Annotated in this window: 15 protein-coding genes; 8 read left to right on the forward strand and 7 right to left on the reverse strand. The window is 43.0% G+C overall.

Annotation, left to right across the window (positions count from 1 at the left end):
• Nucleotides 1-172: 172 nt before the first annotated feature.
• From ABD036_RS12890 to ABD036_RS12920, 7 genes are all read right to left on the reverse strand, one after another.
• A complete protein-coding gene (locus ABD036_RS12890) occupies nucleotides 173-1,327 on the reverse strand; it encodes a GGDEF domain-containing protein (RefSeq protein ID WP_343860542.1) in 1,155 nt (384 codons plus the stop codon).
• A 182-nt stretch (nucleotides 1,328-1,509) separates the two neighbouring features.
• On the reverse strand, nucleotides 1,510-2,451 hold the full coding sequence (secF, locus tag ABD036_RS12895) for a protein translocase subunit SecF (protein WP_343860544.1): 942 nt from the start codon (nucleotides 2,449-2,451) through the stop codon (nucleotides 1,510-1,512).
• A 9-nt stretch (nucleotides 2,452-2,460) separates the two neighbouring features.
• Nucleotides 2,461-4,305 (reverse strand): protein translocase subunit SecD, encoded by a 1,845-nt coding sequence (gene secD / locus ABD036_RS12900; protein WP_343860546.1) that lies wholly within the window; start codon nucleotides 4,303-4,305, stop codon nucleotides 2,461-2,463.
• 60 nt (nucleotides 4,306-4,365) lie between these two features.
• Entirely contained in the window at nucleotides 4,366-4,701 is a 336-nt protein-coding gene (gene yajC, locus ABD036_RS12905; RefSeq protein WP_343860548.1) for a preprotein translocase subunit YajC, read from the reverse strand.
• 18 nt (nucleotides 4,702-4,719) lie between these two features.
• On the reverse strand, nucleotides 4,720-5,832 hold the full coding sequence (tgt, locus tag ABD036_RS12910) for a tRNA guanosine(34) transglycosylase Tgt (protein ID WP_343860550.1): 1,113 nt from the start codon (nucleotides 5,830-5,832) through the stop codon (nucleotides 4,720-4,722).
• A gap of 189 nt (nucleotides 5,833-6,021) precedes the next feature.
• Nucleotides 6,022-7,065 carry a tRNA preQ1(34) S-adenosylmethionine ribosyltransferase-isomerase QueA gene (gene queA, locus ABD036_RS12915; RefSeq protein ID WP_343860552.1) on the reverse strand — a complete coding sequence of 348 codons (1,044 nt, stop codon included), beginning with the start codon at nucleotides 7,063-7,065 and terminating at the stop codon, nucleotides 6,022-6,024.
• Nucleotides 7,066-7,295: 230 nt separating this feature from the next.
• Nucleotides 7,296-7,577, reverse strand: coding sequence for a DUF6471 domain-containing protein (locus ABD036_RS12920; RefSeq protein ID WP_343860553.1), 282 nt, complete (start codon nucleotides 7,575-7,577; stop codon nucleotides 7,296-7,298).
• A gap of 214 nt (nucleotides 7,578-7,791) precedes the next feature.
• Here ABD036_RS12920 and ABD036_RS12925 point away from each other — a divergent pair, with 214 nt between their 5' ends.
• From ABD036_RS12925 to ABD036_RS12960, 8 genes are read left to right on the forward strand one after another with little or no spacing between them, the layout of a single operon-like run.
• On the forward strand, nucleotides 7,792-8,181 hold the full coding sequence (locus ABD036_RS12925; RefSeq protein WP_343860555.1) for a DUF2170 family protein: 390 nt from the start codon (nucleotides 7,792-7,794) through the stop codon (nucleotides 8,179-8,181).
• Nucleotides 8,182-8,205: 24 nt separating this feature from the next.
• Nucleotides 8,206-8,886: a PspA/IM30 family protein gene (locus ABD036_RS12930; protein ID WP_343860557.1), complete on the forward strand. Its 681-nt coding sequence runs from the start codon at nucleotides 8,206-8,208 to the stop codon at nucleotides 8,884-8,886.
• A gap of 17 nt (nucleotides 8,887-8,903) precedes the next feature.
• Nucleotides 8,904-9,959, forward strand: a complete 1,056-nt coding sequence (locus ABD036_RS12935; RefSeq protein WP_343860559.1) for a potassium channel family protein — start codon at nucleotides 8,904-8,906, stop codon at nucleotides 9,957-9,959.
• 17 nt (nucleotides 9,960-9,976) lie between these two features.
• The gene (locus tag ABD036_RS12940; RefSeq protein WP_343860561.1) at nucleotides 9,977-10,624 is read left to right on the forward strand and encodes a YjfK family protein; all 648 of its coding nucleotides are present in this window, start codon (nucleotides 9,977-9,979) and stop codon (nucleotides 10,622-10,624) included.
• Between the two features lie 36 nt (nucleotides 10,625-10,660).
• A complete protein-coding gene (locus ABD036_RS12945; protein WP_343860563.1) occupies nucleotides 10,661-11,077 on the forward strand; it encodes a DUF350 domain-containing protein in 417 nt (138 codons plus the stop codon).
• A 9-nt stretch (nucleotides 11,078-11,086) separates the two neighbouring features.
• A complete protein-coding gene (locus tag ABD036_RS12950) occupies nucleotides 11,087-11,695 on the forward strand; it encodes a DUF1190 family protein (protein WP_343860565.1) in 609 nt (202 codons plus the stop codon).
• 36 nt (nucleotides 11,696-11,731) lie between these two features.
• Nucleotides 11,732-12,898, forward strand: a complete 1,167-nt coding sequence (locus ABD036_RS12955; RefSeq protein WP_343860567.1) for a glutathionylspermidine synthase family protein — start codon at nucleotides 11,732-11,734, stop codon at nucleotides 12,896-12,898.
• A gap of 4 nt (nucleotides 12,899-12,902) precedes the next feature.
• The gene (locus ABD036_RS12960) at nucleotides 12,903-13,457 is read left to right on the forward strand and encodes a rhomboid family intramembrane serine protease (protein ID WP_343860569.1); all 555 of its coding nucleotides are present in this window, start codon (nucleotides 12,903-12,905) and stop codon (nucleotides 13,455-13,457) included.
• Nucleotides 13,458-13,559: the final 102 nt, after the last annotated feature.

Raw genomic sequence — 13,559 nt, forward strand, 5'->3', positions numbered from 1 at the left:
TGAAACGAATGAATATGATTGTTGGATTAGATTACACATCCCCAAAACGCTTGCTCCCTTTCATACAAAGTACCACCACTACAAATGAAGTTTATCGTTTTAGTATAGAGTGAAATGACTATCAAAGTGAATCCAAAAGCACACAAGTTGCGGCAACGCCACCACTGTCTCGTTAATCTGAACTCTGGATAATTTGATTGCTTGCCGATTGTTTAGCTTTTCTTAACGCTGCAATAGCAGCCTCTAGCCGGGTGTTAATGTCGGTGTGATGTTCGATATTGGATACACTAAAGCTAGCGGTCACAGAAAACTGATGTTGTTCGAAACTCAGTGTCAACGCTTCTATTTCTGCACGCATCCTTTCGGCTATTAACGAAGCCCCTTGCACACGAGTCAGAGGTAAGAGAATAACAAACTCATGGGGGCCATAGTGTGCGATAAGATCTTTTTCTCTGGTCGCTTGTTTGATCACGTCCGCGGTAGCCAAAACCGCACTTTCACAAGCAACGTCACCCAAGGTTTCTTGAATTTGAGCAAATTTATCGATATCACATAACACTAGGCTCATTGGAAATTCATGGCGCTGGGCGGCAAGCAAAAATCGAGTGGCTTGCTCAATGAAATACGCACGATTGTAGAGTCCAGTCACGGCATCAATTCTGACGTTGCGTTTGTAATCACACATATTGTCGTATAATGCACTAAACGTAATCGCACTAAAAAGCACAAACACCACTAAGTTTTGGCTGAGCAATTGGACATTCATAAACATCACATGAGTGTTGGTGCCAAAATAGAAAACCGGTATGCTAAGCACGTTGACTACCACAAACAAAGTCGCAAATTTAAGCATTTTATCGGAGGTCGGATTATCCGATTTAAACCGGCCAAATAAAGACAGTGCGAACAAAAACACACCAGGTATATTGATATAAATAAGCATCAATCGGTACAGTACTTCTTCTGGAAAATAGATACTTAGCAGCAACTGTGCGAATGAATAAAGTGCGATATGCAGTAAAATCGACCACGAAAAAATATGTCGATGGAACTTATAGCGCCAAGAAATCCCCAAAACCACACTATAGGCTGCGGATATTAAGAAAAGGTGCGTAATAAAAACCGATAATTCAAACGGTAACCAAGGACGACCAACATCGAATAAATAGCCAATACTGGCAAACATGAAATAGCTCTGGAAATAACGGATCGAATTAATTTTACAACGATTGTTGTTGGTGGGCACATAAGATAAGAATACAAAAGCAATGACACTATGTAGCACAAACAGTGTGCTTAGAAATATCATTGCTGTAAAATTATCCACACGTTTCTCTTTGCGCTTATTCCAGCCTATAGAGTACGGTGAAACAATCTATAATTAAACCTATTTTTAATAGCTAAACCTATGATTTTAGGGTAGTTTTTTTCACTTCATTATGCATGCGTTTGAATTCAATACAAAAAAGCCGAGCAAAGCTCGGCCTTTTATCAAACCTAAAAAGGTGACTAGACTAACGAATCCATGTCAGCGCCTTCTTTCTCTACTTCTGTGGGCATCAAGTCTTCTTTACTGATACCTAACATTAGGGCGACCAAACTGGCCACATAAATAGACGAATAAGTACCGATAACCACACCAAACAGCAATGCCGTGGCAAAACCGTGGATCAAAGCACCACCTTTAAAAAACAGTGCCAGCAATACTAATATTGTCGTCAATGAAGTGATAATAGTTCGATTCAGTGTCTGCGTTAGGGAGGTGTTAATAATTTCAATCGGCTCACCCTTACGAATTTTTCGGAAGTTTTCACGGATACGGTCAGACACCACTATAGTATCGTTCAACGAGTACCCTATTACGGCCAAAACCGCAGCCAATACCGTGAGATCAAATTCCAATTGTAGTATCGAAAACAAGCCTAAGGTAAGAATAACATCATGAGCCAATGCAACCACAGATCCCAATGCAAATCGCCATTCAAAGCGCATCGCGACATAGATAAGGATACAGATAAGGGCCGCAAGCATGGCTAACCCGCCCTGCTCAGTTAACTCTTCACCGACATTAGGGCCAACAAATTCGATACGACGCATATCTAGCTCATCACCATTTTCACGCAAGGTGGCCAGCACTTGGTCACCCAATTGCTCCGCTTTGACGTTATCCCGTGGTGCTAAACGGATCAGTACATCTTCACTGCTTCCGAAGTTTTGTACAATGGCATCACCAAAGCCAGCCGAATCTAATTGCGTGCGTATAACATCTAATTGCGCGGGCTCTTTATATCCCACCTCAATTAACGTACCGCCGGTAAAGTCCAAACCCCAATTCAACTGATTCACAGCCAAAGAGGTCAATGACCCTATTATCAATAACCCAGACAGAATCAATGCCGGGATGCGCATTGACATAAAGTCGATACTTTCTTTCATTTTAAAAAAACGCATGTCCCGCTCCTAAATCCAAAGTTTCTGTAAACGCTTGCCGCCCCACACACCATTTACGATGGCGCGCGTAAGAACAATCGCGGTGAACATTGATGTTACTATTCCGATCATCAAGGTGATCGAGAAACCTTTGATAGGACCTGTACCGACCGCAAACAAAATTAGCGCGGCGATGAAAGTAGTGATATTGGCATCCAAAATAGTAGAAAAGGCACTGTCGTAACCATGGTGGATGGCTTGTTGTGGACTGCGACTATCTCTAAGCTCTTCACGTATCCGCTCAAAAATGAGCACATTGGCGTCCACCGCCATACCAACGGTTAAAACAATACCCGCCATTCCGGGCAAGGTTAATGTCGCGCCAGGGATCATCGACATAACCCCGACGATCATGACAAGGTTTGCGGTTAAAGCAACATTAGCAACAACGCCAAAGGCTTTGTAATAAATCAGCATAAAAATAAGTACTAACGCGAAGCCCCAAATAATGGCCTGCATACCTAAATCGATATTCTCTTTACCAAGGCTAGGTCCAACCGTTCGTTCTTCCACTATGGCAATAGGGGCAATCAAGGCACCGGCTCGAAGCAACAAGGCGAGATCGCGTGCTTCTTTAGGTGAGTCTAAACCGGTAATTTCAAAACGATTACCCAATTGCGCACGAATAGTGGCTTGATTAACCAATTCACGATTTTCTTTGAAAACTAACTTACCGTTGGCATCACGCTCGCCGGTCGCTTCATTTTCAATAAAGACCGTTGCCATTGGCTTACCGATATTATTTTTAGTGGCCAATGACATTTTACTACCACCAGCAGAATCCAAGGAGATAGACACTTTAGGCATGCCATATTCATCCACACCACTATTGGCATCGATGATATGAGAACCTTCCAACATGACCTTATCAACTAATAATTGCGGTACACCTTGGCGATCATAAATAAGTTCGGAACCTGGAGGTACGCGCCCCGTTAACGCATCGCGCACATCATGCTCTAAATCGACCATTTTAAATTCAAGGGTAGCGGTAGTATTAAGGATTTCCTTGGCTCTCGCGGTATCTTGAATACCGGGCAATTGCACAACGATACGATCAGCACCTTGGCGCTGTATCAGTGGTTCAGCAACACCTAGTTGGTTTACTCGATTACGCATAATAGTGATGTTTTGCTTAACCGCATAATCGCGAATCTCGGCTAATTTCTGCTGTGACATACTTGCCACAAGCATCAATTCGCCCTGTTCGACCAAGGTGATATCTTGATTACGGTTTTTCAAAAAGAATTCAGCGCTATCCAGCGTATCTTGATCGCGAAAAGTAATCTGAACTGTTTCATCGACTATAGTCACTCGGCGATAGCGAATTTTTTCTTCACGCAGTGAGGTTTTAAAATCCCCTTCCATGTCCTTTAGTGACTTGGTGATAACAGAATTCATGTCCACTTCCATCAAAAAGTGAACACCACCACGTAAGTCCAAACCTAGCTTCATCGGTGTTCCACCAATGCTGTCGAGCCACTCTGGCGTATCCGGTGCCAAGTTCATGGCAACCACATAATCTTTACCTAAAGCGACATCTAGCTTTTCGCGAGCCAGTCGTTGAGAGCTGTCGTCTTTCAGACGGATTAGTACTTGGCCGTTTTCAAGAGAAATCGACTTTTTGTCAATCCCTGCTTGAGCTAACTGTTCTGATACTCTGTCGACAAGATTAGTATCAACAGCAGCGTCACGACTCGCGGATATTTGAACTGCGTAGTCCTCACCATAGAGGTTGGGAGAGGCATATAAGGTACAGACTGCAACCACAATCAGTACCATCATATACTTCCACAGAGGGGTTTTATTTAACACTTGCTTTTCCTTCACTGCATCAACGAAAAAGGCAAACCTGGGTTTGCCTATTCGCTTTTTTTAGATTGATTTCATGGTGCCTTTTGGCAAGACTGCTGAAACCGCTCCTTTTTGGATAACAATATTGGTATTGTCATTCAAGGCGATTTCGATGAAGTCTTTGTCTTCATTTACTTTAGACACTTTCCCAACCATGCCACCTTGGGTCAAGACTTCATCACCTTTACTGATTGAGGCGATCAAATTTTTGTGCTCTTTAACACGTTTGGCTTGTGGGCGATAAAGCATGAAATAAAAGATAAGACCGAATACGCCAAGCATAATAAGCATGCCGAAACCACTGTCTGCTGGTCCACCTGCAGCTTGTGCATGGGCGTTGGAGATAAATAAACTCATAAGTTCCTCTTGTTATAGTTATAACGCCGGTACCGGCATATTTTTTTGGGTGTAAAATTCTTCTACAAATGCGTCCAGATTTTGTTCAGCAATGGCGTCTCTTAGCCCCTGCATAACACGCTGATAATAACGCAAGTTGTGAATAGTGTTCAGTCTGGCACCGAGTATCTCGTTGCACTTGTCTAAGTGATGTAGATATGACCTGGAATAGTTTTTACAAGTGTAACAGTCACATTTTTCATCTAAAGGGCCAGTATCTGTCTTATGTTTTGCATTACGTATTTTGATAACGCCTTCAGTAACAAACAAATGTCCGTTACGTGCATTTCGGGTTGGCATTACACAATCAAACATATCAATGCCGCGACGCACCGCTTCAACGATATCTTCTGGCCGACCAACGCCCATTAGATAACGAGGCTTTTCAGCTGGAATTTTATCCGCGGTATGATCTAACACTCTGATCATGTCTTCTTTGGGCTCACCGACAGAAAGACCGCCAATCGCGTAACCATCAAATCCGATATCTTCAAGACCTTTTAACGATTGATCTCGTAAGCCTTCGTACATGCCACCTTGAATAATGCCAAACAACGCAGACGGGTTACCTTCATGAGCTTGCTTGCTGCGTTTTGCCCAGCGCAAGGAAAGCTCCATAGAGGTTCGCGCTTGTGCTTCAGTGGCAGGATATGGCGTACATTCATCAAATATCATAACGATGTCTGAGCCTAGGTCGCGCTGCACTTCCATAGATTTTTCAGGGGTGAGTAATATTTTCTCGCCGTTAATCGGAGAACGAAAAGTAACGCCCTCTTCGGTGATCTTACGTAAATCACCTAAGCTGAAAACCTGAAATCCACCGCTATCGGTGAGTATGGGTTTATGCCAATGCATAAAATCATGCAAATCACCGTGCAATTTCATAATGTCAGTGCCGGGGCGTAACATGAGATGAAAGGTGTTGCCCAAGCAAATGTGCGCACCGGTCTCTTCGAGCTCTTCCGGTGTCATTCCTTTCACTGTGCCGTATGTCCCTACTGGCATGAATGCGGGAGTTTCTACTGTCCCACGTTCAAATACCAATCTTCCGCGACGCGCTTTGCCGTCAGTACAATCTAGTTCAAATTTCATAGTAACCTTCTTTACTTTCTGCCAACCGGAAAACAGTCCAGTGCCGAAAAACAGCGGGGATTATAAAGGAATAATGGTGTGGCTGAAATCGACAAATGCGGAATAATCTAACAAACTGCTAATAACCTTTAAAAGCCGAGGTTTTTAGGTGTTATTAGCAGTCTCGAAATTATCTTGTAAGCGCTTCAATTAACTGGCTTTTTCGATGAACATCGCATCGCCATAACTGAAGAATCGATATTTTTGGCTGATTGCCTGTTGATAGGCTGACATCACATTATCTCGCCCTGCAAATGCACTGATCAACATGATCAGTGTCGATTCTGGCAAATGAAAATTGGTTAACATGGCATCGACTACTTCAAATTGATAACCTGGGTAAATAAAGATATCAGTATCATCAAAAAACGCAGCAAGTGGTTGTCCCTGTTTGATACTTGCCGCTGCGGCAGACTCAAGCGAACGGACTGACGTTGTACCCACCGCGATAACGCGCTTACCGTTTTGCTTAGTTCGAATAATTGCATCCACTACCTGTTGGGGTACTTCAGCATATTCCGAATGCATGTGATGCTCTTGAATGTTTTCTACCCGAACAGGTTGAAAAGTACCAGCGCCAACGTGCAGAGTCACAAATTCGGTGTTGACCCCTTTTTCTTTTAGCGCAGCCAAAGTAGCTTCATCAAAATGCAAACCAGCGGTGGGTGCAGCCACTGCACCCGGCTTTTCTGAATACACGGTTTGATAACGCTCTTTATCCGATTGTTCATCAGGTCTGTCGATGTAGGGTGGTAACGGCATGTGACCGTACTGTTCTAATAAAGGTAAAATAGCTTCATCGTTGAGTACTTTTAATTCAAACAATTGGTCTTGACGAGCAACCATCTCTAAATGGATGTGCTTTTCTAAAATTAGCTTAGCGCCAGGTTTGGGGGATTTGCTGGACCGGACGTGCGCCAAAATGCGTTTGTCGTCAAGAATTCGTTCTACCAACACTTCAATTTTACCGCCCGTTGATTTTTCCCCCAACAGCCGCGCAGGAATAACTCGGGTATTATTAAAAATAAGTAAGTCACCGCTTTCGATGCGATCGACAAACTGATTGAACATAGCGTGTTCAACCTTGCCTGTGCGCCCATCTAAACATAGCAACCGGCTTGCTGTGCGCTGCTGGGTTGGGTATCTGGCTATTAACTCTTGCGGTAAATCAAAGTGAAAATCTGATAATTTCATGTTGCGCTCTAGCAGTTCCAAAATATATTGCCAATCATTTTACGTATTAAAAATTATACCTGCAATGCTTTCTCCATACCTGCTTTTGCTTGTAGAAAAATGTCAGTAGGCTAAATTATATACACATTAACTTTTTCGACGTTTCTCCCAAACGATTTTTAGCCTGACATCCCCTGTTGGGCTTTTTTTTGCCTGTTGATAAAGGCAACAATTCAAGTCTACCAAATCCCTTAATGCTCCTCTAAGGAAACCCCCATGTCAGCAAAAATTTCAACGATTTCATCCCGTTCAATCTTACGCATATTCAGTACAAACATAATTTGCAATAACAAATCGGCGCCCAATATTCCTTTATTCACTTTATTACGCAAATTATCGGCAGATTGCACTACTTGAATACCAGCCAAACGATCGCTGAGTTCTTGGTACTTAACACCACGCTTTGACATTTCAGATTTAATAATACGCTGAACAGCTTGTCTCCAATCTCTATTAGTATGATTCTCTGTCATCAAGCAGCCCCTAAAGTATGTTTATTTGTGACTTATAATTTACAAAAATACCCTATATAACACAAAAAGACAAAATAATAATTGACAAATTAAACTTATTATTACTATTATTCATGTCGTTGCGAAAAAACTTACAAATGAATTGAACATTGACCATGTTTTTTCGTCAACAAAGGTAACATACTATAGTCATTACACTGACAGGAGAGTAGGCATGACTTGGGACCTTAATAAACTTAAGACCCTTATTTCAGAAGATAACGACTTGGTTGTTACGCTGGAAGAAAATTGTTTGAAGATTGGAAATAAAGATGGACTGGATGCTTGGCTGGCGATAAGCGGTGAGCAAATTATTCTTGAATCCCTTTTGTTTTCAACATCTGAAGTAAAAGATAAAAGTGCGCTGAATGAAGTGATTTTGAAAACTCATATGCTTTTTCCGCTCACCACCATAGGTATATCCGTTATCGGGGAGCAAGAGTATTACACCGCATTTGGTGCGCTGAGCTCTCAGTCAAAAGCGGAAAGTATCATGATCGAACTCGCTGCATTGTTTCAAAATGTCGAAGCGTTCTTAGACGCTTACCAAGAACATTTGCAGTAACCCGTTGGTAATTAGGAGATTTTTATGTCTGTTTGGAGAAAGTTAGTTACAGCAGTAAAAGGTGGAGCCACAGAAGCGGCACAATCTGTTGTAGATAGTCAGGCAATCCGCATCCTTGAACAAGAAATTCGCGAAGCCAAAGAGGAATTGCGTAAGTCAGATCATGCTCGGACACAGATTTTAGCTAAATGTAAATTAGCAAAACAGAAGGTCGACAGTTTGAAAACCTCGATCAGTCAGTATGAAGAGCACGCTCGCAAGGCCATAGATACCGATAGACAATTAGCCTTGGATTGTGCGCAAAAAGTAGCAGATTTGACGGCAGAAATGGAAACTGAACAAACATTTCTTGATCAGTTCACCCAATCAGAAAAGCAATTAGCTGGCAATATCAGTCAGGCAAAAGCCAATTTAAAGCGACTTGAACAGCAAGTCGACATGGTCAAAGCAACTGAGTCTGTACAAAAAGCGCAAGTGGCCGTGTCTTCTCGTCACATGGGTGCGAATAGTAAAATGAAAACGGCCACGGAGTCCTTATCTCGGATCCAGGATAAGCAAAAGCTCAGAAGTGCAGAACTTGAAGCCGCTGAAGAGCTCGCCTCATCAGAGTCCAGTGACGATCTAGAAAAACGCCTTGCAGAAGCTGGGATCAAAGGCGGTAAGACGTCGGCTGATGATGAACTTAAACGAATACTAGGACAATAACGCGGAATATTTCACGGATGTTAGTACTCCACAAAGTGCGTAAAGTGTTAGTCAGAGTATTCTCAGAAATGCGCTGGTACAGTATTGTACTGGCGCTTTTGTTTTATGGGCTGAGCAGTTGGCTACTACTTTATTCTGCAAATGAAACCGATTTACTGGGCAGTAGTGACTTTATCTATTGGCTGGTCGTTACAGGTTCAACGGTAGGTTACGGTGATATGTCTCCGGTTACTGATGCCGGTAAACTGATTGTCTCGTTTTATGTGATCCCATTAGGTTTGAGTATATTCGCTTTAGTGCTGGGGCGGGTCGCTTCATGGGTATCCATGCAATGGCAAAAAGGAGTAAAAGGGTTGAAACCACTTAATCTAGAAAATCACGTGTTGGTTATTGGTTGGAATGGCCAGCGCACGTTGCAACTGCTTAACCTACTACTAAAAGAACGCGATGAAGTAGCGGGTCGTCCTGACATTGTATTGTGTGTCAAAGCCGATATTGAAAACCCCATGCCTGACCTTATTGAATTTGTTAAGGTCAATTCGTTTAATCATGACGACAGTATGGACAGAGCTTGTATTCAAAGTGCATCGGTGATCATCATGGATAACCCCGAAGATGATGTCACTATGACTACCGCGTTATATTGCAGTAAACGCAATCAAAACGCCCATATGCTAGCTTATTTTAAAGACGAGAGCTTGGTTGAGCTGTTACAGAATCATTGTCCAAACGTGGAATGTACGCCCAGTGTTGCCGTTGAGATGCTTGCCAAATCGGCGTTTGATCCAGGTTCCGGGCTTATTCAACATGATTTGCTAACCGTGCAGGATGGACAAGCCCAATATTCCATCGAAGTGCCCGCTGATGCGCCGACGTTTTCAGTAGATAGTCTATTTACCGTATTGAAACGAGATTATCACGCCACTTTTATCGGCTATGTAGAGCCCACGATTCCAGCAAAAGTGACATTAAATCCCGATCTAACTGAGCATATTCAGGCCCACTATAAATTGTTTTACATTGCTAAACAGCGCATTAATCAGCTCGATTGGCAATCTTTAGCGCACGTTTAGACGCAGTCGGAGGCGGTATGTTTTCAAAATGGTTTACCAAAAAAGACACCAAGCAAGCGCCTAAAGCACCTGAGGTAATGGGACTGTATTTAGGCGGTTCTTTTGAGCTTGATGACTTAAAACTGAAATTAATAGAGCCAGAATTAACCATCGAAGGCGCTGCTAGACAGCATTTGATCCAAGCAGTTGGAGAAGCACACTTAGATACAGGTGGAAAAATCCTGCGGTTTTACACTGATGATGATGCTTTTTTGCAAGTCGTGCTAGACGGCGGTGATTCTGAGAGTCATGTCACGGACGTTAAGTTATGGTATTTCTATGAGACGCAGACAGTGGGGTCATCTGCACAATGGAAAACCCTAATTGAGCAGCAAGTGTCACAACCGCAATATGCAGTAAACGGGGTGACCTTTTCTCGCGTATGGAACGCCATTGGGGACACGTCCCCGCCCGTTGCCATGACCGAAAAGACTTATGAACTAGACGGTGATATCAGTGAAACCGATCAATTTGTGATGCTCTATGAAAGAGATATCAGTAACACTGAGATAGAGACACTGTTAGTCTGTGCTGAAGAAAAAATTATTAATAGCAATCATGATCGTTGTTTGGTGTTAAGCACCGGTTTTGATATCTCACCTGCGGATATCAGAATCAACGGCTAAGTAACAAGTAACATAAATACCTAAAAGGAGAAAACTATGGATGCCGTTTTAGCATCATTGTCTGGATTGAGTAATTTCGTTATCTATTTCGCGGTATCGATTGTCCTATTATTTATATTTAAAATAGCCTACGCATTAGTCACACCTCACGATGAGTGGAAGTTAGTTAAAGAAGATCGTAACACCGCTGCAGCCATTGGTTTTGGTGGAGCAATCGTCGGTTTTTGTATTGCATTGGCAGGGGCAGTATCTAATTCAGCTTCACTAATCGACTTTTCAGTCTGGGGATTAGTCGCGCTAATCGCTCAGGTGCTGGCATTTTTAATATTGCGCTTTTCCTTTATGCCAAAAATTGCCGAACGAATCGACAATCAGGAAGTATCTGCGGGTGTTATGTTGGCGTCGATTTCAATTGGAGTCGGTTTGCTCAATGCAGCCTGTATGACTTATTAGGAGTAGTTTATGACACGCAAACGCAGTGCACACATTAATCTCTCCAGAATGCGCAAACAATTTGCGCCAAAACCATTAGCGCTGGGCGTGGCCAGTGTGTTTCTAGCCGCATGCTCTGGCGATCGACAAGATGCGGTTATCTATAAAAACGCGGAAGAATGCGCTAGAGATAACCCAGAACAAGCACAGGTCTGTGAAACCGCTTACCAACAAGCATTAGCCGAAGCGGAGCGCACCGGTCCCAAATATAGCAGCCAATCTGACTGTGAAAACGAATTTGGTCCCAATCAGTGTCGTAATGTGGAACGCAGTTCAGGTTCGTTTTTCATGCCATTTATGGCCGGTTACATGCTGAGTAATTTATTAACGCCGAATCGCTATCAATACCAACCGTTATTTACCTCTTATTCTCCTTACTCATCTTATCGTTATCGATGGATAGGTGCAGATGGATACAACTACGGTGATTTGCGACAACGCCGACACAAAGTGCGACCGGATGCATTTAAACCCAAGCCCGCCGTAACTCGCACTATTAAGCGTGGCGGCTTCGGTAGCACAGTGCGTGCTAAATCAAACTGGGGTAGTAAAAGCAGTAGAAGTGGTTGGGGCGGTTGATAACATTCGAATTTGAACTGGTAGACTGGAGTAGGCATGTTTAGAATGCCCAGTACGCCCAGAAAAGCTTGGCAGCAAAAAGCCAAGGAATTTGGCTTCACCTTTCACAGCATGTACGGCGAGCCCTATTGGGATGAGTCGGCTTACTACCAGTTTACTTTAAAACAAATAGAAGATGATCTTGAGGCCCCCACCCAAGCGCTGCATGACATGTGTCTCGCCGTGGTCGATGAGGTATGCAAAAGTGAAGCCTTATTGGAACAATTCCGTATCCCGGAAACTTTCTGGCAACCGATAGCCGACTCTTGGCGTCGTCAAGATCCGTCATTATATTCTCGTTTAGATTTTGCTTATGATGGAAAAAATCCCGCTAAGCTGTATGAAAACAATGCCGATACGCCAACGAGCTTGTACGAATCTGGTTTTTGGCAGTGGCTGTGGCTGCAAGATCTAGTCGATGCGAATCAACTTTCGCGACAATCAGATCAATTCAACTCCCTGCAAGAAAAACTAATCCACCGTATGCGAGAAATATCTCGACATTATGGAATTGACCATCTGCATTTTGCCTGTTGCCAAGACACCATCGAGGATCGTGGTACCGTGCAATACCTGCAGGATTGTGCCGCAGAAGCGGGGCTCAAAACGCCTTTTGTGTTTATCGAAGACATTGGTATCGGTGAGTCTGGTCGTTACACCGATATGCAAAACAATGAAATTGAAACTTTGTTTAAACTTTACCCGTGGGAGTTTATGCAAAGAGAAGAGTTCGCTGAACATCTCATAGATTCGGCTACCAATTGGATTGAACCCTTGTGGAAATCGATTTTATCAAACAAAGCATTGATGCCCATGCTGTGGAAAAAATTTACCGGCCACCCCAATTTATTGCCGGCTTATTTCGATCACGAATTACATTTAAGTAATGAAACCAAACTTGTTAAAAAGCCGATATTTTCTCGTGAAGGGGCAAATATCTCGATATTAGAAGCAGGTAAAACTGTGCTGGCGGCCGACGGCCCCTATGGTGAAGAAGGATTTATTTATCAGGCGTACTCGCCCCTTCCTCGATTCGATCAAAATTATACGTTAATAGGTTCATGGCTTGTGGACAATCAAGCGGCGGGTATTTCGGTCCGCGAAGATACCTCTTTGATTACCCAAGATATGTCCCGTTACTTACCGCACATTATTCTAGGATAGACACATGGCCCATGCAGCCCAATTGCGCGCCCAATTCAAGTTTGTTTTCGCACTGGTGGTACTTTTCACTGCGATAGAAGTGGTGAATATGTTCACCGGTCGAGCGCTTAACTTATTGGGCAATTATCCGCGCGAAGTATTTGGCTTGAAAGGTATATTGTTTAGTCATTTCTTACACGGCGATGTAAAACATTTTGCGTCTAACATTGTCACCTTAGCAATCTTCAGTTTTTTGCTTCTGCAATATGGCATGAAGCGTTATATTAAGGTGACTCTATTTCTAATGCTCAGCATAGGTGTGTCTGTTTGGTTATTGGCCCGCCCTGCAATGCACATTGGCGCCAGCGGACTTATTTATGGCTATCTAGGTTTCTTAATCTTAGGCGGCTTAATCTCTGGGCGTATTAAACTGATCATTATCGCCCTAGTCGTGGCCTTCTTTTATGGTGGTTTAATATTTGGGGTACTGCCTACCCGCCCCTTTGTGTCTTGGGAATCTCATTTGTTTGGTTTTATCGCTGGCTTAGTAGCGGCAAAGTTGTGGGCCAAACCTAATTAACCTGAACTATAGGATAATAAGTCCCCCTCACTAACACTATGAAATAGTTATATAATATTTAATTGTCCGACACATCCTATCCTACAGATTAGGTTAAATAAA

It is taken from the genome of Aliiglaciecola litoralis (assembly GCF_039523355.1).
GTDB lineage: Bacteria > Pseudomonadota > Gammaproteobacteria > Enterobacterales > Alteromonadaceae > Aliiglaciecola > Aliiglaciecola litoralis.